General features: G+C 72.7%; 24 protein-coding genes and 1 pseudogene. 8 read left to right on the top strand and 17 right to left on the bottom strand.

Annotation, left to right across the window (positions count from 1 at the left end):
- The first annotated feature begins 144 nt into the window (after nt 1-144).
- The 3 genes from ACZ573_RS30215 (at nt 145) to ACZ573_RS30205 (ending at nt 2044) form a co-directional block, all read left to right on the top strand.
- Entirely contained in the window at nt 145-669 is a 525-nt protein-coding gene (locus ACZ573_RS30215) for a GNAT family N-acetyltransferase (RefSeq protein ID WP_471310129.1), read from the top strand.
- Nucleotides 670-814: 145 nt separating this feature from the next.
- Nucleotides 815-1630, top strand: a complete 816-nt coding sequence (locus ACZ573_RS30210; RefSeq protein ID WP_471310128.1) for a class I SAM-dependent methyltransferase — start codon at nt 815-817, stop codon at nt 1628-1630.
- Nucleotides 1631-1639: 9 nt separating this feature from the next.
- Nucleotides 1640-2044, top strand: coding sequence for a Cif family virulence factor (locus ACZ573_RS30205; protein WP_471310124.1), 405 nt, complete (start codon nt 1640-1642; stop codon nt 2042-2044).
- Between the two features lie 194 nt (nt 2045-2238).
- Here ACZ573_RS30205 and ACZ573_RS30200 read toward each other — a convergent pair whose 3' ends face one another.
- Nucleotides 2239-5433, bottom strand: coding sequence for an amidohydrolase family protein (locus ACZ573_RS30200; RefSeq protein WP_471310122.1), 3195 nt, complete (start codon nt 5431-5433; stop codon nt 2239-2241).
- Nucleotides 5434-5586: 153 nt separating this feature from the next.
- On the opposite strand from ACZ573_RS30200, the gene ACZ573_RS30195 reads away from it, so the two are divergent.
- On the top strand, nt 5587-6495 hold the full coding sequence (locus ACZ573_RS30195; RefSeq protein ID WP_471310119.1) for an aminoglycoside phosphotransferase family protein: 909 nt from the start codon (nt 5587-5589) through the stop codon (nt 6493-6495).
- 93 nt (nt 6496-6588) lie between these two features.
- Here the strand turns inward: ACZ573_RS30195 and ACZ573_RS30190 are convergent, their stop codons facing one another.
- Both ACZ573_RS30190 and ACZ573_RS30185 read right to left on the bottom strand, forming a co-directional pair.
- Nucleotides 6589-7119 carry a hypothetical protein gene (locus ACZ573_RS30190; RefSeq protein ID WP_471310116.1) on the bottom strand — a complete coding sequence of 177 codons (531 nt, stop codon included), beginning with the start codon at nt 7117-7119 and terminating at the stop codon, nt 6589-6591.
- 180 nt (nt 7120-7299) lie between these two features.
- The gene (locus ACZ573_RS30185; RefSeq protein WP_471310114.1) at nt 7300-7926 is read right to left on the bottom strand and encodes a sigma-70 family RNA polymerase sigma factor; all 627 of its coding nucleotides are present in this window, start codon (nt 7924-7926) and stop codon (nt 7300-7302) included.
- A gap of 78 nt (nt 7927-8004) precedes the next feature.
- Here ACZ573_RS30185 and ACZ573_RS30180 point away from each other — a divergent pair, with 78 nt between their 5' ends.
- Nucleotides 8005-8832: an alpha/beta fold hydrolase gene (locus tag ACZ573_RS30180; protein WP_471310112.1), complete on the top strand. Its 828-nt coding sequence runs from the start codon at nt 8005-8007 to the stop codon at nt 8830-8832.
- Between the two features lie 124 nt (nt 8833-8956).
- On the opposite strand, the gene ACZ573_RS30175 is transcribed toward ACZ573_RS30180, so the two are convergent.
- The 10 genes and pseudogenes from ACZ573_RS30175 to ACZ573_RS30130 form a co-directional block, all read right to left on the bottom strand.
- On the bottom strand, nt 8957-10141 hold the full coding sequence (locus ACZ573_RS30175; protein WP_471310108.1) for a cytochrome P450: 1185 nt from the start codon (nt 10139-10141) through the stop codon (nt 8957-8959).
- On the bottom strand, nt 10131-10838 hold the full coding sequence (locus tag ACZ573_RS30170; RefSeq protein WP_471310106.1) for a cyclodityrosine synthase: 708 nt from the start codon (nt 10836-10838) through the stop codon (nt 10131-10133). Before ACZ573_RS30170 ends, ACZ573_RS30175 begins: the two co-directional genes overlap by 11 nt.
- A gap of 387 nt (nt 10839-11225) precedes the next feature.
- Nucleotides 11226-12188 carry an endonuclease/exonuclease/phosphatase family protein gene (locus ACZ573_RS30165; protein ID WP_471310149.1) on the bottom strand — a complete coding sequence of 321 codons (963 nt, stop codon included), beginning with the start codon at nt 12186-12188 and terminating at the stop codon, nt 11226-11228.
- A 75-nt stretch (nt 12189-12263) separates the two neighbouring features.
- Complete coding sequence (locus tag ACZ573_RS30160) at nt 12264-13535, bottom strand: serine hydrolase domain-containing protein (protein WP_471310103.1); 1272 nt, start codon at nt 13533-13535, stop codon at nt 12264-12266.
- 112 nt (nt 13536-13647) lie between these two features.
- The gene (locus tag ACZ573_RS30155) at nt 13648-14520 is read right to left on the bottom strand and encodes a PhzF family phenazine biosynthesis protein (RefSeq protein WP_471310101.1); all 873 of its coding nucleotides are present in this window, start codon (nt 14518-14520) and stop codon (nt 13648-13650) included.
- A 263-nt stretch (nt 14521-14783) separates the two neighbouring features.
- Nucleotides 14784-15548 (bottom strand): transposase, encoded by a 765-nt coding sequence (locus ACZ573_RS30150; protein ID WP_471310098.1) that lies wholly within the window; start codon nt 15546-15548, stop codon nt 14784-14786.
- Nucleotides 15549-15590: 42 nt separating this feature from the next.
- A complete protein-coding gene (locus tag ACZ573_RS30145) occupies nt 15591-16154 on the bottom strand; it encodes a hypothetical protein (protein WP_471310154.1) in 564 nt (187 codons plus the stop codon).
- Between the two features lie 167 nt (nt 16155-16321).
- On the bottom strand, nt 16322-16528 hold the full coding sequence (locus ACZ573_RS30140; protein WP_471310152.1) for a hypothetical protein: 207 nt from the start codon (nt 16526-16528) through the stop codon (nt 16322-16324).
- A 125-nt stretch (nt 16529-16653) separates the two neighbouring features.
- A pseudogene (locus ACZ573_RS30135) lies at nt 16654-16896 on the bottom strand (50S ribosomal protein L11 methyltransferase); the annotation flags it as partial.
- A 123-nt stretch (nt 16897-17019) separates the two neighbouring features.
- The gene (locus ACZ573_RS30130; RefSeq protein WP_471310095.1) at nt 17020-17346 is read right to left on the bottom strand and encodes a hypothetical protein; all 327 of its coding nucleotides are present in this window, start codon (nt 17344-17346) and stop codon (nt 17020-17022) included.
- A gap of 110 nt (nt 17347-17456) precedes the next feature.
- Here ACZ573_RS30130 and ACZ573_RS30125 point away from each other — a divergent pair, with 110 nt between their 5' ends.
- Complete coding sequence (locus ACZ573_RS30125) at nt 17457-18476, top strand: TAXI family TRAP transporter solute-binding subunit (protein ID WP_471310091.1); 1020 nt, start codon at nt 17457-17459, stop codon at nt 18474-18476.
- Between the two features lie 4 nt (nt 18477-18480).
- On the opposite strand, the gene ACZ573_RS30120 is transcribed toward ACZ573_RS30125, so the two are convergent.
- From ACZ573_RS30120 to ACZ573_RS30110, 3 genes are all read right to left on the bottom strand, one after another.
- Nucleotides 18481-19935 carry a sensor histidine kinase gene (locus ACZ573_RS30120; protein WP_471310089.1) on the bottom strand — a complete coding sequence of 485 codons (1455 nt, stop codon included), beginning with the start codon at nt 19933-19935 and terminating at the stop codon, nt 18481-18483.
- Nucleotides 19932-20723, bottom strand: coding sequence for a response regulator transcription factor (locus ACZ573_RS30115; RefSeq protein ID WP_471310087.1), 792 nt, complete (start codon nt 20721-20723; stop codon nt 19932-19934). Before ACZ573_RS30115 ends, ACZ573_RS30120 begins: the two co-directional genes overlap by 4 nt.
- Nucleotides 20724-20880: 157 nt before the next feature.
- Nucleotides 20881-22275 (bottom strand): MFS transporter, encoded by a 1395-nt coding sequence (locus ACZ573_RS30110; protein WP_471310147.1) that lies wholly within the window; start codon nt 22273-22275, stop codon nt 20881-20883.
- Between the two features lie 339 nt (nt 22276-22614).
- On the opposite strand from ACZ573_RS30110, the gene ACZ573_RS30105 reads away from it, so the two are divergent.
- Nucleotides 22615-23958: a phytase gene (locus tag ACZ573_RS30105; protein WP_471310085.1), complete on the top strand. Its 1344-nt coding sequence runs from the start codon at nt 22615-22617 to the stop codon at nt 23956-23958.
- 110 nt (nt 23959-24068) lie between these two features.
- On the top strand, nt 24069-24896 hold the full coding sequence (locus ACZ573_RS30100) for a PaaX family transcriptional regulator (RefSeq protein ID WP_471310082.1): 828 nt from the start codon (nt 24069-24071) through the stop codon (nt 24894-24896).
- A gap of 28 nt (nt 24897-24924) precedes the next feature.
- On the opposite strand, the gene ACZ573_RS30095 is transcribed toward ACZ573_RS30100, so the two are convergent.
- The gene (locus tag ACZ573_RS30095) at nt 24925-26559 is read right to left on the bottom strand and encodes a carboxylesterase/lipase family protein (protein WP_471310080.1); all 1635 of its coding nucleotides are present in this window, start codon (nt 26557-26559) and stop codon (nt 24925-24927) included.
- Nucleotides 26560-26720: the final 161 nt, after the last annotated feature.

Genomic DNA, 26720 nt, shown 5'->3' with positions numbered 1-26720 from the left:
CGAGTACGTCCAGTACACGGGCGCCCCTCCGCCTTGCGATGCACGGCACCGGACGCCGCGGGCCTTACCGACGCCACTTTGACGACAGGACCTAGCGGCCCGCGTCACGGCTGACCGGACCGGCCGACTGTTATCGTCCGAGGTATGCCTGAGCTCATAGCCCCGACCCCCCACCTGCACACTTCCTGGCTCGCCGCGCAGCGTGAAGGGGGACCGGACGCCCACATCGACGGCGGCGGGCTCAGCTCCGAGGACGAAGTGGACACCCCGGAGGGCTTCGCGGCCTGGGTGGAGCGACTGCGCCGGTACTCGGACCGCACCCTGCCGGTCGACCACGGCCGGGTCCACGCGACGTACTGGTGGATCGCCGAGGGCGACACGTACCTGGGCGCGATCGACCTGCGGCACTACCTCAACGGGTTCCTCCTCGACGCGGGCGGCCACATCGGCTACAGCGTCCGGCCCTCGGCACGTCGCCGAGGCCTGGCCACCTGGGCCCTGGGAGCCGTCCTGCACGAGGCGCGGGTCCTGGGGATGGACCGGGTCCTGCTGACCTGCGACCCGGACAACGAGGCGTCCATCCGTACGATCGAGGGCAACGGCGGAGTGCTCGAGGACGTCCGCGAAACCCTGATCGGCCCCAAGCGGCGCTACTGGATCGACCTCTAGCACCGGCGACAGGACGGGCCGGCGGGGCGAGCGCGGCACCGGCAAGGCGAAGGAAGGGGCGGATCCGGTCGCCTCTCCACCGTGGCGGGTACGTACCCCGTGTCGTTCCGCGGCCGTACGGCCGCGGTGGGTCGATAGTGGGAGGGTGAGCGACAGGCCGCAGGGACCCGGGCCCGGTGGTGCCGAGGACGGCACCGCCTGGTCCGGACGTGAAGGGGCGCGCGCATTCGCGGCGGTGGAGGCGGCCACGGACTGGTTGCTCGGGTACCCGTTCGTCTTCCGGGCCCTGGCTCGCCGGATCGGCGCCGGCGAGGTCCTGGTGGACTACGGATGCGGTCCGGGCAAGGTGGCCGACGAGGCGGCCCGGCGGCTGGGGGCGCGGGTGCTGGGGGTGGACACCTCCCCGGAGATGCTGGCGCTCGCCCGCGGCTCGGCGACCGCGGTGGCCGAGTACCACCTGGTCGAGGACGGACGCGTGACCGGCCTGCCGGACGGCTGCGCGGACGCGGTGATGTGCAACCACGTACTGGCGTCGCTGCCGACCGAGGAGGCCGTGCTCGGCGTGTTCACCGAGATCCGCCGACTCCTGCGGCCGGGCGCCCCGTTCGTGCTGCTGGCCACCGATCCCGCGTGCAGCGGCACCGAGTACGCCTCGCTGCGGATCGGTGAACCGGGCGAGGTGTACGGGCCGGGCGACGAGCTGACCGTACGGCTCCGGCGCACGGACGGATCCTGGCAGGAGGTGCGCAACCACGCGTGGCCCGCCGGCGTCCTCCCCGCCCTGCTGGAACGTGCGGGATTCCGGGACGTCGTCCAGCACCGGCCCACCGTCGACGAGGCCCTGACCGTGGCCGACGCGGACTTCGCGGCCGGCCGCGCGTGGTCGGCGGAGCGGGCGGCACCGCCCCTGGTGATCACCACAGCGCTCGCGGCCACGCCCAGGACGGGTCCTCGGTGTTAATGTCGCGCCATGTCGTCCAAGGCCGAAATAGACGTGGTGACCGCCGAGTTCTTCGGCGCCTTCGACAACCGGGGCGGCAAGGCCGCCGATCTGGACCGGATCCGGCGGCTGGTCCTCCCGGGCGGAGTGATCACCATGACCGGTCCGCAGTTCACGGTCTGGACCGTGGAGGAATTCATCGAGCCGCGCCGCCTGTTGCTGGCCGCCGGGGGGCGCCTGGCCGAGTTCTCCGAGTGGGAGACCTCCGAACGGACCGAGATCGCGGGCGACATCGCGTCGCGGTTCGGCGAGTACCGCAAGTCAGGGATCCTGGACGGCAAGCCGTTCGAGGGGGCCGGGACCAAGACCATCCAGTTCGTCCGCACCGCGGACGGCTGGCGGATCGCGGCCTTCGCCTGGTACGACCGGCCCTGATCACGGCCTCGCCGAGGACGGCCGCCTCCGCCCCCGGCCCCCTACCGGGCCGCCGCCGCAGCCGGGGCCAGTGCGGTGCGGAGTCGGGTGAGCCGGTCGGCGGCCGAGCCCCGCACCCCGGGGTGGGGCGCGCAGAAGCACTGCCGCGCCCGCTCGTCCACCCGTACGCCGGCCAGGCGGGCGGCTCCGGGCCCCTAGCCGTTCGGGGTGCAGCAGCCGTCGCGCAGCATCTGGTCCAGGACCGCGCGCCAGTCGGCCGGGTCCGGGGCCGGGACCGGTGGCGCGGCGGACGGGGTGAAGGCACGTTCCAGGGCCGGGCGTTCACGCGGGTTCCCGCCGCGGACGGTCGCCCGTACGCGCACCAGGTCGTCGAAGTCGGTGAACGGATCGCCGTCGACCAGGGTGAGGTCGGCGATCCGGCCGGGCTCGACCGTGCCGAGCCGGTCGGCGACGCCGAACATCCGGGCCGGGGCCAGGGTCACCGTGGTCAGGGCCTCCGCGGGCGTCAGCCCGTACCGGTGCAGGGCCCGCAGGGCCAGGTGGAGATGGAGACCGACCGGGGTGAGGGGCGCGTCGGTGCCCAGGGCGAGGCGCCCGCCGCCTTCGACGACACGGCGGTAGACGCCGACCTCCCGCTCCAGCGCCGCGCTCTGCTCCGCGCTCGGCGGCGCGGCGGCCGCAGCCCGGACGGCCGCCACGTCCCACGGCGGCATCAGGGAGGTCACCCGCGGATCGTCGGCGAGCGCCGGATCGGCGCCGATCAGCGGGACGGCCGTGAAGGGGGTGGCGATCAGGTCGAAACCGCCGTGCGTGTAGACCTCCAGGGTGTCCTGGTAGGTGTGCCCCCGCGGGGTCGCACCGTGCCCGTACTCGGCACGCTCGGTCGCCACCAGGTGCGTGGTCAGGTCCTGGCCGGAGCGGATGCCGGGGGCGCACAGGTGGGAGCCGGCCAGGACGCCGAGCCGCTCGTGCGCGAAGCGGGCCGCCTCGGCCATCTGCTCGTAGGGGGCTCGTACGTACGTCTTGACGAAGTCCCAGTCCAGCGCCGCGGCCCGGGCCAGCGAGCGGGCGAACCCGGCTCGCGTGCGATGGGCGCGCCCCATGCTGTAGGCGACCCGCGAGCCGTCGAGGAGCTCCCCGCCCGCCAGCAGGCGGGGAGCGGCGAGCAGCCCGGCCCGGATGTCCTCGCGCAGCCGGGCCTGTTCATAGGCGGAACCGCCGAGCGAGACCACGGTCGTGACCCCGTACGCGAGGTGCAGCGCACCCTGGCGCGCCCCGTAGGTGTAGGGGTACGGATGGACGTGCGCGTCCCACAGGCCGGGCAGGACCGTGCCGTCGGAGCAGTCCACGGTGCGGGCGGCTCGGCGGCCGGGCCGGTGCGGCTCGACGCCGGTGATCCGGCCGCCGTCGATCAGGACGTCGACGTCGGCGCGGGGCGCGGAGCCCGTGGCGTCCCACAGCAGTCCCGCGTGCACGACGGTGTCGACGGGTGCGGGGCGCCGGTAGTTCAGGGAGACGGGCACGGTCCGGGGCGCTCCGGCCGGTGCTCCGGCTCGGTCGAGGGCGAGCAGGCGCAGCCGGGCACAGGACTGGTAGAGCAGGGTGCGGGAATCGGCGGACCACGAAGGGTGGTCGGCGGGCTCGTCGGTCAGTTGGCGGGCCGGTCCGGTCGGGGCGCCGTCGGGGCCGACGGGAAGCAGCCACAGGGCCGACTCGCTGACGCAGGCCAGGAAGCGGCCGTCGGGGGACCAGACCGGGCCGGAGGCGTAGCGGTCCGCGAGCGAGGCGTGCGGGGCGAGCGCGTGCAGGCGGCCGGCGCCGGTGGCGGTGTCGACGATCCGGATGAGGTTGTAGCCCTCGCGGAAGCGCCGGCTGAGCCGGTTGCGGTCGCAGAGGGCCAGATACCGGCCGTCCGGCGACCAGCTGGGCGGGCCCGGCAGACCGCCACCGCCGAGGGCCGCGACCAGCGGGGTCTCGATGCCGGTCGCGAGGTCGCGGACGAGGAGCCGCCCGGCGAGGTCGAGGGCGGCGAGCCTCCTGCCGTCCGGCGACAGCACCCCGTAGACGCGGCCGCCCGGGGCGAGGACGCTCTCCCGGCCGCTGTCGAGCTCCCGGCGGCGCACGGTGTTCAGGCCGTCGCGGTCGTCGGTGTAGAGCAGCGCGCGGCCGTCCGGGCTCCACACCGGCCCCTGGACGTACGCCGTGACGGGGGCCTGGACGATCTTGCGGGGCGGGCCTCCGGAGACGGGTGCGACCCACAGCGCGTTCAGTGCGGCGAAGGCGACACGGCGGCCGTCGGGGGAGAGGGCCGGCAGGTGGATGCCCCGGACCGGAAGGCTTCGTTCGGCCTCCAGGACGTACTCCTTGACCCGGTAGCGGGGGCGGGGCACTTCGAGGGTGGCGTCGAGGGGGATCTCGCGGCCGGCGTCGCCGCCGTCCCGGTGGGGGCGGATCACCCGGAACCGGCCGTCGAGGGTGATCAGCAGCCGGTCGTCGCCGATCCAGCGCGGGGGAGCGGGGGCGAGATCACCGTCGAGGGGGACCGGACGGCCGTCGGCGACGAGGGAGAGGTTCTCGGCCTTGCGGGGGCCCGGGGTGGCGTACAGCCAGGCGGTACGTCCGGACGGGGAGAGCGCGGGAGCCAGCAGCCTGCCGTCGGCGACGGTGTGCTCGACCCGGACCGGGCCGCCGGTACCGGGGTTCGCGGCCACGGAGGCGAGGGTGCGGGCGGTCAGGGTTTCCCCGGTGGGCGTGCCGCGTACGAACAGGACGCGCGAGCCGTCCGGCGACCAGACCGGGTCGAAGTCCTCCCACTCCCCGTCCTGGCCGGGGCCGCCCTGCCCGGGCAGACCCGTCAGCCGGCGCGGGCGTCCGCCGGCCACGGTGACGGTCCAGATCCGGTACGGGCTCCCGGCCACCGGATCACCACCGCGCTCGGAACAGAAGGCGAGGGAGCGGCCGTCGGGCGACCAGGCGGGCGCGCGGTGGTCGAACGGCCCGTCGGTGAGCGGGCGCAGGCCCGAGCCGTCCGCGTTCATCACCCAGATGTGGAAGGCGCCGCCGCGGTAGGCGCTCATCGCCACCTGGCGGCCGTCGGGGGAGAACACCGGGCGGCCGGGCTCGAGGTCCGGCGGTGTCAGCGCCGTCGCGGGCGAACCGTCCGGAGGCAGCGACCAGAGAACGCCCTGAACCTCGGCGACGACCCGGTCCCCGGTGGCGGTGGCGGTGGCCGCTCCGTTGGTCGCCCGGGTGAAGCGCAGCCTGACCAGGTCCCCGGCGGCGCCGCCCGGGGCGGCCGCTGCCGCGGATGCGCGGCCGAGCAGCGCCGTCAGGGCGCCTGCCGAAGCCGCCTGCAGAACGGTCCTTCGCGCAACTCGCAACCCGACCACTCGCCCCGTCCGTCGATGACTGCCCCGGATGTCCCGTCAGCCACACGAACGATCACGACCCCGGTCGGGCAACGGTGCCGCGCGGGTGCGGTGGGAAAAGGATCTGGGAAAAGGGTTTGACCCCGTGGGCGGTCGGCGGTCGGATGGCGCACCATGAGCACCGCACAGATGATGCATCCAGGCGCGCACCCCGTCGACGAGGACCTCGTACGCCGTCTGATCGCCGGTCAGTTCCCCCGGTGGGCCGGGCTGGCCGTGGAGCGGCTGCCGTCGGGCGGCACGGTCAACGAGATGTACCGGCTGGGCGACGGCATGGTCGTACGGCTGCCGATGCTGGCGGGCGGGGCCGAGGACGTGGCGATGGAACGGGAGTGGCTGCCGCGCCTCGCACGGCGGCTGCCCACGGCGGTCCCCGAGGTCCTCGGGGCCGGGGAGCCCGCGCACGGGTATCCGTGGTCGTGGTCGGTGTACCGGTGGCTGGCGGGGGAGAACCCGGAGGCCGGGGCGCTGCAGGAACCCGTGGCGCTGGCCCGTGACCTCGCGGCCTTCGTGGCGGCGATGCGGGGCATCAACCTGCGGGGGGCGCCGAAGGCCTACCGCGGGGGGCCGCTCGCCTTGCTCGACGCGCCGACCCGGGCAGCGATCGAGCAGTTGCGGGGGTTCCCGGAGGAGGGCGTCGACTGCGATGCCGTGGCCGCCGTATGGGAGGACGCGCTGCGGGCCCCGGAGTGGGACGGGCCGCCGGTGTGGCTGCACTCCGATCTGACGCCGGGCAACTTGCTGGTGGACGGGGGAAGGCTGACCTCGGTCATCGACTTCGGCTGCATGGGGGTGGGAGATCCCGCCTGCGATCTGTTCCCGGCATGGAACCTGCTGCCGGCCGGCGCGAGAGCGGTCTTCCGCGAGGAGCTCGGGGTGGACGAGGCGACCTGGCGCCGCGGCCGGGGGCGGACGCTCTCGCAGGCGCTGAACGCGCTGCCCTACTACCGCACGACGAACCGGGTGATGGCGGCCAACGCCCGGCACGTGATCCAGGAGGTGCTGGGAGAGGGCCGGCGGTGAGGCGCCCGGCCGGGCCCGGCGGAGGTGCGCCGGGCCCGGCCGGGGAGCGTGCCGGGCCCGGGCCCGCCGTCCCCGGCGGTCGGCTGCGCTCGCTCAGGAACTGGCCGCGGAGGTACAGGCCGCGCTGCCACCGCAGAAGGTGACGTCCCAGTGGTTGCCTTCGCGGGCGTAGACGTTGCCCGCGGCGGACCGGTAGCGGGCGGCGCCGTCGCCGCGGTCGGCGATCCGGGTGAAACTGCCGGTGACGTAATTGCTGACACAGCTGGTCGGGCTGAAGTCGATCTTGTAGCCGTTCCAGTGGCTGTAGGTGCCCGAGGCGTGTCCCACCTCGGTGCCGCCCGTGATGGTGAGGACGCAGTGGCTCGCGTTGCGCAGGGTGCGGACGTCGCTGATGGTGGCGGCGTTGACCTGCTCCAGCGAGGTGCAGGTGGCGTTGTTCCGGTTGCTGCAACCACCGCTGGAGGACAGGCCGATGCCGCCCGTCGCGTTCAGCTGGCTCACGGCCGACGCGTGGCTGAGCTTCGCCGGGGCGGCGTGGGCGGTGCCGGGAACGAGCAGGACGGCGAGGGCCGCCGTGGTGCCGGCGAGGCCGGTGGCGAGGGTGCCGCGGAGTCGACTGCGCATGAGGATCTTCCCCTTCTCCGGATCGGAGTGCTGACCACCCACACTTCAGCAGCGGGGGCCGGGGCTGCGCAGGCCGAAGGGGGCATCTGTCCGGTACGGGACGGTCGGCCGCTCCCGCAGGGCGTGGCGGGCGCGCCCGGCCACACCGGGCGGATCGTCCCATCGGCGCAGGTGGAGGGATCAGCGCTCGCCCGGGGGCCGCTCGTCCTGGAGCCGGTCGCGCTGCAACTGGTGGGCGAGCGTGCGGCGTACCGAGGCCGAAACCGTCACCGGCGTGCCGGCCGTCGCCTTCGGCGGGACGTCGAGACCGCGGCTGATCTCGTCGTAGGCGGCGCGGAAGCCAGGGGGCAGCTCCGCGCGATGGAGCGTCAGGTCGTCTTCGAGGAGGCGCCGCAGCTCGTCGACGGTCCGGGGCGTGAAGCGCTTCCGGCCCCGGGCGAGTGCGTCGACGCAGCGGGCGCAGCGTGCGGCGTCGAGGGTCTCGGCGACCGCCTCCGCCAGCCCCCACAGGCGTCCTTCGAGCCACGGGGTGTCGTACTGGCCGAGGGCGAACCCCATCGCCGGCGCGGCGGTGTCGACCGCGTACTTCGCCACCTGCTTGGACACGGCGGGCTGGCTCATGTCGGTGATCCGGGCGATCGTGTCCTGGGTCCAGCCGAGGCCGGCGAACAGCTTGATCATCTCGGAGCGCAGCTTCCGCATCTCCTCACCCGCACGGATGACCTCGTTCATCCCGGCGAGCATCCGCACGGCCTGCTCCTCGGTCAGCGTGCCCGGTGTCCGCTGCGCACTCTCTCGGTCTGCCACGACTCGGTTATACACCGCCGCACACTCCTGGTCATAACCAGGTTGTACAACCAGGTTATGACTGTCAGGATCCGTGTCATGCCCACTTTCACCGCACCTGACGGAACCCGGCTCGCCTACCGCATCCTGGGGAGCGGCGACCCGGTCGTCTGTGTCCCCGGGGGCCCTGCGGACTCCGGCTACCTCGGCGACCTCGGGGGTCTGTCCGCGCACCGCCGACTGATCGTCCTGGACCTGCGCGGCACCGGCCGGTCCGCGGTCCCCGAGGACACCTCCTCCTACCGCTGCGACCGCCTCGTCGGGGACATCGAGGCCCTGCGCGAGCATCTGGGCCTCGCCCGGATCGACCTGCTCGCCCACTCGGCCGGGGCGAATCTCGCCACGCAGTACGCGGCCCGGTATCCGGACCGGGTCCGCAGGCTCGCCCTGATCACCCCCGGCACCCGGGCCGTCGGCGTGGTCATCACAGGGGAGAGCCGGCGGGAGCTCGCGCGGCTGCGAAAGGACGAGCCCTGGTTCCCCGCGGCATTCGCGGCGCTCGAGGCGATCACCGAGGGCACGGGCAGCGACTGGGATGCCATCAGCCCCTTCTTCCACGGCCGGTGGGACGACGCGGCCCGGGCGCACCGGACGGCGGCCCGCCCGGACAACCCGGACGCCGTCACCCTCTTCGCGGCCGACGGCGCCTTCGACCCGCGGGCCACGTGCGCCGCGCTCGCCGCCTCGAGGAGCCCCGTGCTGCTGCTCGCGGGGGAGTTCGACCTGAACAGCCCCCCTCAGTCGGTGGCCGAGTTCGCCGACCTGATCCCGGGCGCCACGTTCGCCGTACAGCCGGGCGCGGGCCACTACCCCTGGCTCGACGACGCCGGCCGGTTCGTGGCGGCCGTCGCGGCGTTCCTGGCGTAGCGACACGTACGTGGCCCGGCCGCGGGGCGGTGCGGTGCGGTGCGGACAGGGCGATGGCCCCGGCCGGATTCCCCCCGGCCGGGGCCATCGCAGGGCAGGCGCGTCGTCCCGAGCGCCTACGCGATCACCAGAGCACGGGCAGGCGCTCCGGGATGCGCTTCATGAAGCGGGTACGCCACACGAGCTGGTCGACCGGCACGGCGAGAGCGAGGTTCGGCATCTTCTCCAGGAGCACCTCGATGGCGATCTCGGTGTGCCGCTTGCCGAGCGCGGTGGCCGGGCAGTAGTGCTGGCCGCCGCCGAAGGAGAGGTGCGTACCGGCGTTCGGCCGGTCGATGTCCGCGACGTGCGGGTCGGGGTACACGTCCGGGTCGGTGTTGGCGGCCTCGACCAGGACGAGCATCAGCTCGCCCTTCTTCACCTCGACGTCGCCGAGGGTGACGTCCTCCAGCGCGAGCCGGGGCAGACCGTCGGCGATCGACAGGTTGATGCGCAGGAGTTCATCCACCGCGGCCGGGATCTTCTCCGGCTCCTTGCGCAGCCGCTCCCACATCTCGGGGTTCTGGAGCAGGGAGAAGAGCGCCATGGTCAGGAAGCCCATGGTGGAGATGACCCCCGCACCGAACAGCGTGACGCCCACGGTGGCGAGCATCTCGTCCGTCAGGTGGTCGTAGTCGGGGTCGTTGCGCAGGGCGGCGAGCTCGGCGATCAGGCCGGTGGTGGTGGGGTCGTCGAGGCGCTCCACCATGTAGGCGATGTCGCGGTCCCAGTTGAGCTTGGCGCCGGTGACCGGGCAGGCCGAGTTCATGAACGCGATGTCGAGGCTGGCCGCCAGGCGCGGCGCGTCGGACTCGGGAATGCCGAGGATGCGGCAGTGCAGGTTCTCGGCGTACGGGTTGGTGAACTGGCCGCGCAGGTCGACCGGCGCCCCCTGGCTCAGGAGGCTGTCGACCAGGCTGGTGGCCTGGGCGCGCATCCAGTCGGTGAGCCCGTCGGTCTTCGGGTTGATCGCCTTGAGGACGGCCTTGCGCAGTCCCGCGCCGGTGATGTTGCCCATGTTGTTGACGACCTCGGGCGGGATCGTCAGCGCGTACTGGCGGGGCACACCCGGGGCCGAGGTGTCCTTCAGACTGAACCGGGGATCCTCGAGGACCTGCTTGGCCAGCGGATAGGAGGAGACGAGCCAGGCTTCGTCCCCGGCTATCGTGCGGACCCGCTTCACCGGTTCGGCGCGCAGCTCCTCGATCTCGGGCGGGAGCTGGTCGCCGCGCGCGGAGAAGGGGAAGTCGAGAAGGGTGTCAGTGGACATCGGGAGCTCCTTCGGCGGGGGTGATGATGGCGTGGCCCTGGTTGCGCGAGGCGCGCAGGCCCGAGCCGCGTGAGTAGAGCAGTTCCGCCATGGGCAGGAGCTGGTGGTAGCAATTGAGGGAGGACGGCACGCCGAGGATGGCCGGCGTGTCGAGGAAGAGCGGCATCTCGGCGCAGACGTACTCCAGGCACACGTCGCGCTGCCGCGTGGTGGCGGCCTTCCCGTTCAGGACCTTGGACGAGAGGAAGGCGTCGACCAGCGAGTTGCTGGTCTTGCGGAACTCCGGGTCGGTGTCCAGCAGGGTGGTCAGGTGACTGTGGAGCGCCCGGTAGGCCGGGATGTCGGTGAGGGAGGACATCGGGCGGGCGCGGAGGCGGGTGCCGGTGGGGTCGGCCTCCTCGGCGGCGTTGTTCACCTTGGCGCGGACGCCGCGCAGGTTCTTCACCGCCTTCCGGCGCGCTTCGTCCTCGCCGTAGCCGAGAGCCTCGTACATCTCGGCCACGTGCATGTCGGTGTAGATGAGGTCGACCTGCTCGAAGTTGCGCAGGCCCCAGTGGGCAAGGTCATTGACACGTTGGGCCGAGAAGTAACTGTTCCCCGGGGAAATACCTATGACGGCATGATCGCCTTCGGTGCTGATCACCTGGCAATGCGGGGTGTACGGCCGGACTGTGAAGACTTCGGTTGCTGTCGTCAACAGGGGTCGGGTCCTTTGTGCCGCTAGTCCCGTGGGGCCCTGTGCCCCGGGTGTGGCGGCGACGTGATGGAAAGCTACCCGAACTGTGAGCGACGTTCCATGTCTTCTGGGTAGTAACTCATCTGTCGGACAACACAGTTGACCCGGGCACCTTTCGAACGTGGCCGATCCGGCCCTCGTGGCGGCCTGTCGGCCGTGTTTCACCGGGCGTTTCCGGTACGGCCACCGGTGAGAAATCGGTCGGCCGACCGGAATTCATCCCGGCCCATTCTGGCCGAGATCCGACGGTGATGGGCCCTCAAGTTCCGGTGGAGATACGGGCATTTCCGGACGGGCCCGCCCGCAAGGGCGGGCCGGTGGTGAACCGCGGGGAAAAGGGAGCCCGGTTCAGTAGTCGAGCACGGCGAGGACCGGCGCGTGGTCGGAGGGACTGTCGTGCGGCGCGGCCGGGTGCGCACCGTCCACCGTCGGCAGCTCCTGCGGGCCGGTGAACACCCGCGCCAGCCGGGGCAGCAGCGCCTGGCTCACCAGGATGTGGTCGATGAGCTCCTTCTGGCCCTCGAAGACGCGGGAGAACCCGCCCTGTTCGAGGATGCGCGGGGCGAGGTTCCAGAGCCTCCGCGGGTCGCCGAGGTCGGTGTCCTGGAAGCCGCCGGTACCGATCTGCGAGCCCGGCGGACCGTACAGGATCTGCGTGGTGGCCGCCTTGAACTCGTCGTTGAGGTCGCCCATCACGATCACCTCGTGCGTGCGGCCGTCGCCCTGCAGGAGCTGGTCGGCCACGAAGCGCATGGTGACGGCCTCGGCGGCCCGGCGGTACAGGGCGTACGCGGCGTAGCGGGCGCGCAGTTGCTCGTCGTCCGTGCTGTGACGGTTGCCGGGGAAGGTCAGCAGCTTCGACTTGAGGTGGCAGACGGCCACCCCGACGGTGTGGCCGGGCACGGGACTCCAGCGCACGACCAGGCCGCCGCGGCCCATTCTCCTGATCATGGTCCCGTCGTCCTCGACCCGGACGGGCGGGAGGTGGTCCGGGAAGGCCGTGCGGTCCTCGACCACGGTGAGCGGCCGGCGGCTGAGGAAGCCCGCCCGGATGCCGCGGCGGTCGGGGTGCGTCGACAGGGCGATGTGCCAGTCGCCGTCGAGCCGGTCGACCAGATCGGTCAGTGCCTCGTGGCTGCCCACCTCCTGGACGCCGAGGAGATCGGGCGCGAGATGGCCGATGGTGGCCGCGAGACCCGCCAGCTTCGCCTGGTACGACGCCTCGTCCCGGGCGGCGCAGCGGTTCGAGGGCGGGCCGCCCGGGGGCAGGGGGCGGCAGAGGTTCTCCAGGTTCCACGTACCGATGACCACGCTCACGGCTGCTCCTGTCCTCAGGTCGTCGCCGGTCGCCGGTTGCCGGCGCCGGTCGCCGTCCGCCGGCCGCCGTCAGCCGGTCTTGGGCGCGACCGGTTTGTGGCCGGGATACACGTGATCGGGGGTGACGATGCTCGTGACCGCCTCGCCGAAGAGCGTGCTGGGCTCCTGGCCCTTGTACTGGCTGTCGGTGTTCAAGAGGATGACCATCGTCGCCTGCGCCGACGGCAGGTAGACGGGCAAAACCTCATATCCGGGGATCGAGCCGTTGTGGCCGATCCAGCCCTGGACGTCGAAGATGCCCAGTCCGTAGCCGGCACCCGGAATGTCCATCGGGGTGGTCTTCAGGCGCTCGACCTGGGTCGCCGGCTTCAGCAGCGTGCCGGTGGCGAGGGTGTGGGCCCAGCTGCGGAGGTCCTGGAGGTCGGAGACCATCTCTCCGGCGGCCCAGGCCCAGGAGGGGTTCCAACGGGTCGAGTCCTCGACCTTGCCCGAGGCCGTCTGGTCGGTGTAGCCGTGCGCGTAGGGCACCGGCAGGGCCGGGCTCGTCGGGAACACCGTGCTGCGGAGCCCGGCCGGTCCCAGGACGTCCTTGGCGATGACCTCGTGGAGCGGCCGGCCGGTGATCTTCTCCACCACCAGGCCGAGCAGGATCAGGTTGGTGTTGCTGTAGTCGAACTCCGCTCCCGGCGCGAACTGCACGGGGTGCTTGAAGGAGTAGTCGAGCAACTGCCTTGGTGAGACGTACTTTTCCGGATCGGCCTCGAGCTGCGTGATGAAGTCCCCGTCCATGCTGTAGTTGAAGAGTCCGCTGCGCATGCCCGCCAGTTCCCGCAAGGTGATGCGGTCGCCGTTCGGAACCCCTGTGACGTAGGCGCCGATGTGGTCGTCCAGGCCCACCTTCCCCTGGTCGACCAGCTGGAGGAGGGCGGTGACGGTGAACGTCTTGGTCTCACTGCCGATGCGCACGTGGAGGTCGGGAGCCATCGGCGCGCCGGTCGCCTTGTCCGCCACACCGAAGGACCGTACGTAGCTCCCCTTGCCGGGGGCCCACAGCCCGACCGTCACACCCGGCACCTGCGCCTCGCGCATGACCCGGCGCACGGCCGCGTCCAGTTGCGCCGCGACGGCCGGTGTGAGGGGTGTGAAGCCCGTACCGGCGTCCGGGGAAGGGGCCGAGGTGGGGGTGGGGGCGGTGGGTGTGGCCGCGGTCGCGGAGACGGGAGCGGACCGCCCGGCGACCGACGCCCCGGATGCGGAGCCCGCGGCGGCCGGGGCGATGAGCACTCCGGTCGCGGCGGCGGCCGCGCAGGCCCGGCGCAGCCGGAGGTGGGTTGGCTTCACGGCATGGTCTCCTGCCGTCCGAGGGCCCCGGGCAACACCATCAGGCTAGGTCCCCGCGCCCCCGGTCGCGAGGTGAGCCGTCCGCCGCCCCGGCGGCGGGCGCCGGGCAGCCTCAGGACGGCGGGAGCTCGCGCAGGCGTCCCTCCCCGACGAGGGCGACACCGCCGCCGACGCGCACCGAGCGGATGTCCCGGCCGTGGCCGTCGGCGCTGACGGTCATGGCGCTGGGGCGCCCGGTGAAGCGGCCCTGGCGCAGCAGACGACGCTCCGCGGCGCCGATCCGGCCGTGGCTGCGCAGATACGCGGCGGCGCACCCCGCACCGCTGCCGGTGGCGACGTCCTCCAGGATCCCGTCGTTGTTCCAGTGCCTCCCCTCCATGGCCGCGGCGTCCAGCAGGTAGGCGAAATCGGCGCCGAGGCGGGCCAGGGGCACATCGAGCGGTTCCGTGACGCGGGCGCGGGCGAGCGCGTCGCCGCGTACGGGGAGTACCAGGTAGCGCAGGCCCGTGGAGACCACCTCCGGGGGCAGGCCGGGGTCCAGGTCACCGGGGCCGAGGGCGAAGAGGGCGGCCACGCCTTCGGGGTCGGGACGGCCGAGGAAGGCGGCAGCGCCCTGGTCGAGGAGGCTCGCGTACCGGCCGGGGCCCCGGCGTTCGGTGGTGACTTCCACCGGTCGGCCGGGCAGGCGCAGGGTCCAGGCCTCGTGGTCCGCCGCGCCGTGGAGGGCGTGCAGCACCGCGGCCGCGCCGATGAGGGGGTGCCCGGCGAAGTCCAGCTCCCCCGCGAGGTCGAAGACGCGCGCCCGCCACGTGCGCGGCCGCCCGGGCGAGCCGTCGCGCATGAGGAAGACGGACTCGAAGTGCCGCAGTTCCTGGGTGATCGTCCGCATCTGGGCGCCGGCCAGCGGATCGGCGTCGGGGAACACCGCGAGGCTGTTGCCGCTGTAGGGGCGGTCGGTGAAGACGTCGACGTGGTGGTAGCGCATGGCAGCGACGCTACCGGGCGCCGCCCGCCAGGCCGTGTCCGTACGGGGCGGTCACCGGCCTAACGCGGAGCGCGGGGTGATCCCGTGGTGGCTGCGCATGCGCCGTACCTCCCGCACCGGGAGCGCGGTCACCGACAGCGGGCCGCCGGGCACGAAGGTGTGGAGCACCTCCGGAGGCGCGGCGACATCGGCCCTAAGGGCTGTCCCGTAAATACTCTCGGAGTGCCTCAGGCACGGTGGGCTGCTGCGTGGCGTGGGGTCTATCAGGAGATGGTGAGGTTGTGCATCCGTGCGATGCCGAGCATGGCGTGGTGGACGCCGTCGCCTTTGAGGCGACAGTCGCGGAGGATCTTCCAGACCTTCATCCGGGCGAAGACATGCTCGACGCGGGCGCGGACCTGCTTGTGGGACTTGTTGTGGACCTGCTTCCAGTCGGGCAGCTCCTCGCCCTTGCGGCGCCGGTGGGGCATCACGAGCCCCGTGCCCGGATAGCCTCCATCAGCGATCGTCGTGGTCGGGCCGACGGCGGCCTTCGCGCCGGACTCCTCCCACGCCTTGCAGTCGTTGCGGTTACCGGGCAGGGGCCGGCCGACGACCACTACGAGGCGGGTGTCGGCGTAGATGACGACCTGGTGGTTGGTTGAGTACCGGTAGTTCTTCGACTGCTCGGCGACGGCGTGGTCGCGGGTGGGCACCAGGGTGCCGTCCACGATGAGCACGGTGTCCTTCGCGAACCGCCTGCGCGGCCGGAGGGCGAGCATCGGCCCGAGGTGATCGATGATCCGGTCCGCCGCCGACTTGGACACTCCGAACAGCGGAGCGAGCTGCCGCATGGTCAGATTCGTCCGCCAGTACGCCGCGACCAGCAGGCTCCGATCCTCCAGGGACAGGCTCCACGGCCGGCCCCTTCGGATCGCATCCGCGCCCTGACGCCGCAGAACCGTCACGAGCTTTCCGAACTGCCGCGGGCTCAGCCCGGTGAACGGGGCTATCCAAGACGGCTCCGATGCCGTTATCACACAAGACACTGCAAGACCTTTTCACGCGTCGCAGTGCTGGCCTATGGGTAGTCAGGAGGGGTGCCGCTGCGGTTCCACAGCCTTGAGCAGGCACTCGCGGTCGTCTGCGCTGATCAGTCCGTCCGGAAGAGCCTCGTCCTCCAACAACGCGCTCAGCGCAGAGGCGTGTGCGGCGAAGGCGGCCCTGACTCTTTCGCGTTCCGGATGATCGCAGTCGTTCCCGAGTAGCAGCACCTGGCGTTCGTCGCCTGAGTCGACGGGCGAAGACACCTCTGCGGCAACGACCAAGAGCTCGACCAGGCCAGGCCGCACCGTGGTGTTAGGGACACCAGCCAAGCCAATCAGGAAGGGCAGTGCAGCCGGCATCGCGGCACCAGCATGAAAGATGCTGTTCATCAAGGCATTGCCCAGCACGCGCAAGGCTTCGGGGCCGGCTACCGCATCCAGGAGACCTCGCAGCAGGACCGGGATCCCGGCAGGGCACCCGGGAATCTGCGACCAGTCGACATCGGCGCAGCCCAGCAGCGCAGGGTGGTCGCATGCAGCTCGCTCTATCTGCGGATATTCGTGGAGAAACTGGGCGACGGCAGCCTCTTTGGCCGTCGCATCCATCACGCACATCTCTCTGCCCCGCCTTGCTATCCGACATCACCCGGAACAGTGTCCGCAGGACGGAACTCTTCCCCGGGCGGGCGTCAAGCGCAAGCACCAAGTCCACCAGCTGACACCGCCCATCCTGGGGCAGTGACGTACCAGCCCGGCACCGGATAACGGGACAGCCCTTAGGCGCGGCCGCGCGCCAGCAGGGCGGTGTGCGACAGCACGAGCGCACCGTCACGGTCGGTGAACTCGCTGCACAGTGCTTCGAAGTGCGCCTTGATGGTCCCGACGACCTCGGGCGGCTGGCTCCGCACGATCTGCCCGATCGTCGCGATGCCGGCGGCGGGGCCGCTCCACCACTCCTCGGGAGTCGTCCGGTACTCCCACACCACCAGGGTCTCGCAGCCGGCATCCCGCAGGCCGGCTCCGGCCGGCAGCGCGGCGAGGCCCCGCTCGTCGCGTCGAACGCGTCGTCGGCGAAGGGCAGTTCCGGCAGAACGGCAAGGCGCACATCGGCCGTCGGCGCATTCCGGGTGGCGACGGCGACCATGCTCGGTTCGGCGTCCACCGCCGCCTTCGCCCCTCGCCCGCACGCGGCCGCGGCGGCGGTCCCCGTACCGGTCCCCACGTCGAGCACACGCGTGCCCGCCTCGATCCCCGCGGCGTCGAGCAAGCGGGACACCGGATATGCGCAGAGCTTGCCGAAGCTGCCCGCATAGGCATCGGCCTGCGCGGTCCATGCGCGACGCTCGGACATGCCGAATGCCGTCCGTCCCGAAGAACCCGCTCCTCGGGACGTCCCGACGCCAACGCATTGATCACGGAGACCCGGCTTCAGCTCTCTCGTGGCGTGGCGTGGCGCGGCGGCACCGGGCCGGGTCTACGGGGCGTCTTTCCGGGAGGCCGAGGAGGTGAGGCTTTCGACCCGGCGGTTGTGGTGGCGGCGCGCCAGTTCCGTGGAGGGCACTACCGCTGCCAGGAAGACGGCGAGACTCGCCCAGAGCGGCAGCACATTGTTGAGCACGACCAGGCACACGCCCTGCACGAACCCGTAGGACATTTCGATCCAGAATGGAACGTCTCCGTGGTTGAGAAATGTCGGGCGAATATATCGATCTCGGCAGCCGATTTTCGAGAGATGCCGGATGTAGACGATGCTGGTGAATGCCGCGATGGCGGCGGCAGTGATGATCGTCGCGACGTGCATGAGATTCTCCCCGTTCTTCCCTGCCCATTCCCCCTTCCAGGGAACGGGATCGGGCAGAACACGTCACGGCCCGAAATCCCGTGGCTTGACATCCGGCCTAGGCTTCCGCCGTGACCAGCGCAGAAGTGACCAGACGGCGGGTGATGGGCCTCGGCCTCGGGATCCTGGCGGGGGTGTCGGCGGGCTGCTCGGGGGATTCCGGACCGGTACGGAGGCTACGGCTCGCCACGGGCCCCGAGGGCGGGCCGTACAACGCGTTCGGGCAGGCCCTCGCGCAGGCCGTGGCCGCGAGCGGCCGCCGGATCGAGATCGTCCCGGTGAGCACCGCGGCCAGCGTGGACAACCTGCGGAAGCTGGACGACGGCTCCGTGGAGCTGGCCCTGGCCATGGCGGACGTGGCCGAGGACGCGGTGCTGGGGCGGGAGCCGTTCCCCCGGCCGACCACCGCGACGGCCCTGGCCAGGGTCTACGTGAACTACACGCACCTGCTCGTTCCGGCGGACGGGCCGGTGCGCTCGGTGCGGGATCTCGCCGGCCGTCCGGTCGCGGCGGGCGCGGCGGGCTCGGGGGTGCAGGTGGTGGCGGAACGGGTCCTGCGGGCGGCCGGGCTGAGCGGCGCACCCGCACCGGCCCCCGCACCCGCACCGGCACCGGCCCCCGCCCCCGCACCGCCGTCGGCGGCGGACGAGCGGCAGCTGGGCCTCGCCGCCTCGGTGAGCGCCCTGCGCGGGGGCTCGGTCGACGCGCTGTTCTGGTCCGGAGGAGTACCCACCCCGGCCCTGGCGGACCTGGCGCGCGAGCTGCCGCTGCGTTTCCTGCCGCTCGACGCCCACGTCGGGGCGCTGCGGGAGCGCTACGGCCCCGTCTACACCGCGGTCACGCTGCCGGCAGGCGTGTACGGGCTGACGGAGCCGGTGGGAACCATCGGGGTCGGCAACTACCTCCTGGCCCGGGCCGACGTACCGCAGGGCGCGGTGCGTGACCTGCTGCAGGTGGTGTTCGAGCGGTGGCGCGACCTGCTGCGGGAGGTGACGGCGGGGGCCCGGCTGGAGCCCCGCTTCGCCATCTCGACCGGCGAGGTGCCGCTCCACCCGGGTGCGGCCGGCCACTACCGGTCGGTATACGGCTGAGACCTCACCCGGGAGGAGGGGGCGGCAGCCGGAGTTCCACGACCAGGCCGTGCGGCTCGTTGCCGCGGACGTCGAGCCGGCCGCCGCTGATCCGGGCGATCTCGTCGGCGATGGCCAGCCCCAGGCCGCTGCCGGGCACGTTCTGGTGCTCCGGGGAGCGCGCGAAACGGCGCAGCAGCAGCGGCAGCTGCTCCTCCGGTACACCCGGGCCGTCGTCCGCGACCCGTACGACGGCGACGGCGCCCGCGTCGGCCGCGTGCGTGGCGCCCACCTCGACGCGACCGCCGCGCGGGACGAACTTCACGGCGTTGTCGAGGAGCGCGTCGAGGATCCGGCCCGCCGCGTCGGGCAGGGCGCGTGCCCGCAGGCCGTCGGCGAGGCCGGTCGCCACGAGTTCCACTCCCGCGGCCCGGAAGACCGGGCTCCAGGCCGTCACCCGCTCCCGTACCGCCCGCGACACGTCCTCGTCGCCCAGCTCCGCGGTGCCCGACTCCACCCGGGCCAGTGCCAGCAGGCCGTCGAGCAGCTCCTCCAGGCGCTCCGCCTCGTCCAGCGCGCGGCCGTGCTCGGCCAGGCCCGGCCCGGGCGCGATGTGCGGCTCGACGTTCTCCAGCTGCAGCACCAGCGTGGCCAGCGGATTGCGCAGCTGGTGGGAGGCATCGGCGACGAAGTCGCGCTGGCGGCCGATGGAGTCGGCCATCGCCTCCGCCATGGTGTTGAAGTGCTGCCGCAGACGGCGCAGTTCCGGCGGACCGGTGTCGGACACGGCCCGGGCCTGCAGGCTGCCGGCGGTCAGCCGCCCGACCGCCCGGTCCAGGTCCAGTACCGGGCGCATCAGCCAGCGCGTGATCCCGGCCGCGACCAGGGCGGCCGCCGTGAACGCGCCCAAGGCCCCGGCGGCGATGAGCGACCAGCGGACGGCCACGTCCCGGCGGGCGGCCTCGGTGGGCACGGCCATCAGGACGGCCCCGCTCACCCGCTCGTCCCGGCCCACCGGTTCGGCCAGCACGACGGTGCGCGGTCCCCACGGGCGAAGGGTGGGCAGCCGGTCGGTCGAGCGGCCGGTGAGGGCGCGGCGACGGGCTTCCGCCCCTTCGGAGGGGCCGCCCGCGGCGGAACCGGCGTCGGTGGCCGCGTCCGCGTCGGTGGCGGCGTCCGTGGCGGCCTCCGCCGCCGCTCCGGTCCCGGCCCGGGCCACCGTCGCCCCCGCGGAGTCGACCACGGCCACCCCGGCTCCGTACAGCTGGGCGTAGCGGCCGATCTCGGCCGAGAGCTCCGCCCGGTCGGCGGCGGTACGCATCCGGTCGGCGAGGTCGGCGAACCGTACGGCCTCCGAGCGCCGCTGCAGGAGCAGGTGCTCGGTGCGCCCGCGTGCGTAGGCATCGGCCAGGGGGATGCAGAGCAGCAGCGCCGCCGCCCCCATGAGCACCATCAGCACCGCCAGCAGCCTGCGCCTCACCGCTCGCCACCCCGCTCGCCACTCCGCACGTCCGGGGCGGGCCCGGCGGCGGGTTCCGGGTCCGGGTCGGCGACCGGGTCCGGGCCGGCGGCCGGGTCCCGGGCAGGGGCCGGGAAGCCGAGCTGGTAGCCGAACCCCCGGACCGTACGCACCAGGCCGGAGCGACCCGTCTTGGCGCGGATGCCCGCCACATGGACGTCCAGGGAGCGGGAGGCCGCGAGGAAGGCGTCACCCCAGATCCGGTCCAGGATCACCTCGCGGGAATGCACCTCGTCCGGGCGGGCGGCCAGGAAGGCGAGCACGTCGAACTCGCGTCGGGTGAGGCGCACACCGGCGCCCGCCACCGTGACGGTGCGGCCCGCGAGGTCCACCTCGACATCTCCGGCGCGCACGGGCCGCGACCCGGTCGGGGCGGGCTCCGGACGGCCCGGGTGCGGTTCCGTCCGGCGCCGTACGGAGTCGATCCGGGCCATGAGCTCGGCCATCCGGAACGGCTTGACCACGTAGTCGTCGGCCCCCGCCCGCAGCCCCTGGACGATGTCGCGCTCCTCGCAGCGTGCGGTCACCACGATCAGCGGCGCGTCGCAGACGGTACGCAGCCGCCGCAGCAGCTCCAGCCCGTCGAGGTCGGGAAGGCCCAGGTCCAGCAGGACGAACTCGGCCTCGCGGACGTGCCGCAGGGCGTCCAGGGCGCGCCCGACCCGGCGGACGGTGTGCCCGCGCTGGGCGAGGGCCGTGCCCAGGGCCTGGGCCATGCGATCGTCGTCCTCGACGAGAAGCGCGTGCATAGACAGTCCCTCGCGACCTGTGACCGGAGCCCCGATGACGGAGGCCCCGTGACGGAGGCCCCATGACGGGGGCCCATGACCGGAGCCTCCGTGTCCGGATCCCCGTGACCCGGCGCAGCAGCTTACGGGAGCCGGCGCTCCGGGCCACGGGGCCGGATCAGCGTGCCGCCTCGGCGGGAGCCGCCGCCGGCCGCTCCTGCCCGGTCTTGCCGTCGGCCTCGGCCTCAGCCTCAGCCTCGGCCTCGGCGCGGCTGAGTGCGGCATTGCGGGTGTCCGGCATGAGCACGTACGTCACGAGGGAGATCAGCGCGCATCCGGAGACATACCAGAAGAACATGGTCTCGTGCCCACTGTTCTTGAACCAGAGCGCCACGTACTCCGCCGTGCCGCCGAACAGCGCGTTGGCGATCGCGTACGGCAGCGCCACGCCCAGCGCGCGCACCCGGGTCGGGAACAGCTCGGCCTTGACCGCCGCGTTGATGGACGTGTAGCCGGTGATGATGACCAGGGCCAGCAGGGACAGCCCGAGCGCGGACCAGTACGAGGACGCCGATCCGAGCGCGGTCATGATCGGGTACGTGCCGACGGTGCAGCCCACCGCGAAGGTGATCAGCAGGGGCCGGCGGCCGATCCGGTCGGACAGCATGCCTGCGAAGGGCTGCAGCACGGCGAAGAGGGTCAGCGCGGTGAAGCTGACGAGCGTGGCGGTGGTCTTCTCCATGCCCGCGCTGCCGACCAGGTACTTGGTGAGGTAGGTGGTGTAGGTGTAGTAGGCCACGGTGCCGCCCAGGGTGAGCGCCATGACCAGCCCCGCCTGCCGCCGGTACTGCCACAGGGCCTTCAGCGTGCCGCGCGTGCTGTCGTCGTGGGCGTCCTCGCCCGACGCCGACGACTCCTCCTTGAACGCGTCGGTCTCCTGCAGGCGGCGCCGAAGCCAGAAGACGACCACCGCGAACAACGCCCCGAGGAGGAACGGGAGCCGCCAGCCCCAGCTCTGCAACTGGGCGGTGGTCAGGGTGTGCTGAAGGGTGATCAGGATGCCCAGTCCGAGCAGCTGGCCGCAGGTCATGGACACGTACTGGAAGGAGGAGCCCAGCCCGCGCCGGTTCCGGGCCGACGCCTCCGTGAGGTAGGTGGCACTGGCCGCGTACTCGCCGCCGATGCTCATGCCCTGGAGGAGCCGGGCGAGCAGCAGCACCAAGGCGCCGAAGTACCCGGCCTGGCCGTAGGTCGGGGCGACGGCGATCAGCAGGGCGGCCACCGACATCATGGTGACGGTGAGGGTGAGCGCGCTCTTGCGCCCGTGCCGGTCGGCGGCACGGCCCAGGATCCACCCGCCGACGGGACGCATCAGGAAGCCGACGGCGAAGATCCCCGCCGTGTTCATCAGCTGGGTGGTCGGGTTGTCGCCGGGGAAGAAGGAATCGGCGAAGTAGATCGCGAAGCTCGCGTAGACGAACCAGTCGTACCACTCGACGAGATTGCCGAGCGAGCCGCCGACCAGGGCGAGACGGCGCTTCCTGCGCTCGTCCCCGGGCGGCGGCGCGGGCATGACGACGGAGGGGGACATGGCGGCTCCAGACGGAAGTTCCCTGATGGGGGACGGTAGAACTGCCCCGGCGGTGGGGGAGTGTCCAGAGCATGCGGCGGCCGCCGTACCCGGACAAGGTCCGCCACGCAGATCTAACGTTCCGCTAAGAAAGCTCCTGGGAAAGCCCCGCGGCCGTCCCGGAGCCGCCGGATTTCACCGTTCAGTCATGCGCACGTCACGCCCGCTCCATGGTCGTCTCCCGCACGTGGCCCACGGTGGGGGCGGCCCGCCGCGGAACGCCGGAAGACCCCGGCCACCGCGCAGCCGGCCCCACCCCGTACCCCACCAACAGGAGGCAAGATGCGCGTCATCCCGAGCAGGCGGACCCCGGCCGTGGCCGCGGCGGCCATGGTGGCCCTGGGCGTGATCGCCGGACCGGCGCACGCCGAGGCGGCCCACGGCGGCACGGCACCGTCGCTGCCCCGGGTGGCGGCCTCCGTCGAGACGCCCTCCCTCTTCGACGACGAGGCCGGCGGCAACGCGAACGCCGACGACCCGGCGATCTGGCGCAATGCCAAGAACCCTGATGCCAGTCTGGTCATCGCCACCGCCAAGGAGGGCGGTCTGCGCGTCTACGACCTGGACGGACGCCAGGTGCAGGCCCTCCCCGCCCCCGCGCCGCCCCGGGACGGCGACAAGCCCGGACGCTTCAACAACGTCGACCTGATCACCGGACTCCGCTTCCCGGACGGCCGCCACGACGTGGCCGTCGTCTCCGACCGCGGCCGCGACCAGCTGCGCGTCTACCGGATCGACCCGAAGCGGCCCGCCGCCCCGCTGGTCGACGTCACCGACGAGGCCGCCGCCCCGCAGGTCTTCTCCAGCGGCCAGGACGAGGTCAACGACCAGCGGACCGCCTACGGCCTCGCCGCCTACACCGACCGCCGCAGCGGCCGCTCGTACGCGGTGACCAGCCGGCGCCACGCCACCGACCTCGCACTGGCCGAACTGCTGCCGAACGCCCAGGGCAAGGTCGGCTACCGCACCGTCCGCACCACCTCGCTGCCCGCCTCCTTCACCCTGCCGAACGGGAAGAGCTGGACGCCGTGCGGCGAACCGGGCGAGCGGCCCCAGGTCGAGGGCATGGTCGTCGATCCCGACACCGGTGACCTCTACGCGGGTCAGGAGGACGTCGGCATCTGGAAGCTCGACGCCGACCTGCGCTCGCCCGCCCGCCTCATCGAGAAGGTCCGCTCCTTCGGCGTGCCCGGCACCTGGAACCCCGGGACGGAGGAGTGCGACGCGGGCGCGGACCCCGGCTTCGGCGGCCGGCACGTCTCCGCCGACGTGGAGGGCCTGACCATCTGGCGGGACCCGAAGAACCCCGGCCACGGCGGCTACCTGCTCGCGTCCAGCCAGGGCGACGACACCTTCGCCGTCTTCGACCGCGAGCACGGCAACGCGTACGTCCGCGGCTTCCGCGTCGGTGACGGTGCGACGCCCGGCTCGCCGGACGGTTCGCAGGAGTGCGACGGCGCCGCCGTCACCAGCGCACCACTGGGCAAGAGGTTCCCGGACGGCCTGCTGGTCGTGCAGGACGGCCACAACACCCCCGCCACCACGGGGCCCGACGGGGAGGCCCGTACGGACACCGACTTCAAGTTCGTGGACCTGGGCCGGCTGAAGCGGGCCGCCCGCCTCTGACCCCGCCCGCTTCCGACCCCGCCCGCCTCCGACTCCGCCTGCCGTGACCTGGGCGGCGCCGCGTTCGCCCAGGTCGATAGGATCACCACCGCATACGACGGAAGGCGATCATGGCGGACAGTCCCCTCAGGCCCAGCTCGTTGATCAACACGGTCTACGGGGCGTTCCTGCGACGCCTCGGCGGCTGGATCTCCGTCGCCGACCTGATCACCCTGATGTCCGAGCTGGACGTGGACGGCCCGGCGGCGCGCTCGGCGATCTCCCGGCTCAAGAAGAAGGGCGTCCTCGAACCGGAGCGCCGGGGCGCCACCGGGTACCGGCTCAGCCCGGGCGCGCAGCCCGTCTTCGACGAGGGCGACCGGCGCATCTTCGGCAGCCTGGAACCGGCGAAGCTGAGCGACGGCTGGGCCATGGCCGTCTTCTCCGTACCGGAGTCCGAGCGCTCCTACCGCTACCAGCTGCGCACCCGGCTGACCTGGCTGGGCTTCGGGAACATCGCCCCGGGCGTGTGGCTGGCCCCCGGCCGCCTCCTCGGCGACGCCCGCGACATGCTCGTCCGGCTCGGACTCAGCGAGTACGTGCACCTGTTCGCCGCCGAATACGCGGCCTTCAGCGACCTGCCCGGCACGGTCAGCTCGTGGTGGGACTTCCCGGCGATCGAGGAGCAGTACGCCGGATTCACCGAGGCCTACGGCCCGGTCGCCGCGGGACTGGCCGAGCGGCCCGGCGTCGGCGGCGCCGAGGCCTTCCGGCACTACGTCCCGATGCTCACCCAGTGGCGCCGCCTGCCCTACCTCGACCCCGGGCTGCCCGCCGAGCTGCTCCCCGAGGACTGGAACGCGGTGGCCGCGCGGCAGATCTTCCAGCAGCTGAACGAGGTGCTCGCTCCGCCCAGCCTGCGCCACGTGCAGGAGATCACCGGCCTGGCCGAGGCCTGACCGCAAGAGCGGGACCGGAAGAGACGGACTACCGCGCCGCCGGACGGTGCAGGCGCCGCCAGTACCCGGCGAGGTCGTCGACGGGGCCGGTGACCGAGTCCAGGCTCATCGTCGTCCGTGAACCGCGTTCGTAGCGTGGCCAGTTCGGCATCGGGCGGTGGTTGGGATCGCCGGTCCGGATGAAGGAGATCCAGGACGCGTGCACGGCCCCGGCGAGTCCGTCACGGATCCGGGGGTTCAGCCCCGCCAGGAACGGTGCCTGCGACCACTTGTCGAAGTTGTCGAACACGAACGGCAGCTCCAGGCAGTGGGCCGCGCCCAGTTGGCCGCCGTGCGCGGGCGTCGGGAGGTCGAACTGGTACGCCCAGACCGGCCGGCCGCGGGCCGCCCGCCGCTCGGCCAGGTCGATGCCGGGCATGCGGAACAGATCGTCACCGATCAGGTCCATGAGCACGTCGACCGGGCGGGCCCCCGGCCGGGCCTCCTCGTACGCGGTGTAGGCCTCGGCCGCCCGGGCGCCGAAGCTGTCGCGCGCTCTGGCGAGCACCTGCTCCTTGGTGGCGGCGGCGTACGGCTCGCTCAGGGCGAACGCGAAGGCGGCCTCTTCCCTGGTCCACCCGATCAGGAGGTCGACGTCCGCCCCGGGGCCGGTCAGCAGCAGATCGGCCGGGCCGCGGGTCAGCGTCACGTCGTCGAGCACCGGCAGGAACGGGGTCGACCAGTACCCCCAGCGTCCGGTCCTGCGGAACATCTCGATCGTGGCGCCGATCAGCTGGGGCCAGGGGAGGGCCCGTAGCTCCGCCACGTTCTTGGCGCCGAGGACGTCGAGGTAGGTGGCGCTGCGCTCCAGCGACTCCGCGCGGGTGGGGATCTGCAGGCCGAGCGGCGGGCTCTGCAGGATGGCGCGCCGGAACAGCGGGCGGCCGGCGGGCCGGGCCCCGGCGAGCGCCGCCACCGACAGGGCTCCGCCGGACTGTCCGGCGAGGGTGATGTCGTCCGGGTCGCCGCCGAACGCGGTGATGTTCTCCCGTACCCAGCGCAGTGCGGCGAGCTGGTCGGTGAACCAGAAGTTCCCGCCCGCGCCGTCCTCACCGAAGTAGAGGTATCCCAGCGGTCCGAGCCGGTAGTTGAGCGTCACGACGACGAGGTCGCCGTCGCGGGCGAAGGTCTCGCCCGAGTAGTTGGGCAGGGAGCCCGATCCGGAGATGAACCCGCCGCCGTGGATCCAGACCATCACCGGCCGCCGGGCGTCATCGGCTCCGGGCGTCCAGACGTTGAGCGTCAGGCAGTCCTCGCTGAAGGGGGGAGCGCCGTGCGTACCGAGCACCGCGTCGCCGCCCTCCCGGTACAGCTGAGGTGCGCTCGGCCCGAAGGCGGTCGCGTCACGCGTTCCCGCCCAGCCGGGATGGGGCTGGGCGGGGCGCCACCGCAGGGCTCCGACGGGGGGCGCCGCGTAGGGGACACCCTTGAACACGGTGAGGCCGCCCTCGACGGCTCCGCGGAGCCGGCCCGCGGGCAGTTCGACGACGGGCGAGGACCCGCCCGCGGGCGGCGCGGCCTGCGCCGTGCCGGCCGGTCCGCCGGGGACGCCGGTGAGCAGTGCGGCGCCGGTCAGCACCCCGGTGTTCCGGAGGATTCTGCGCCGTGATGGATCGTCGGTCATGGCTTCACTCCCTGACGGATCGTGGATTCGCCCACCGAAGTGGTATGGCGCGAAATTGACGATGGCTAGTGCTACGGCACACGCGCGGCGCGGGTCAAGGGGTGCGGCGACTCTCCGGCATCTATCTTGCGAAGTCTTGACGAGCGTCGCAATTACGCGAT

The sequence above is a fragment of the Streptomyces sp. NPDC040545 genome (genome assembly GCF_055595065.1).
Note: the sequence above shows the minus strand (reverse complement) of the source record. Positions and strands in the feature narration are given on the sequence as shown.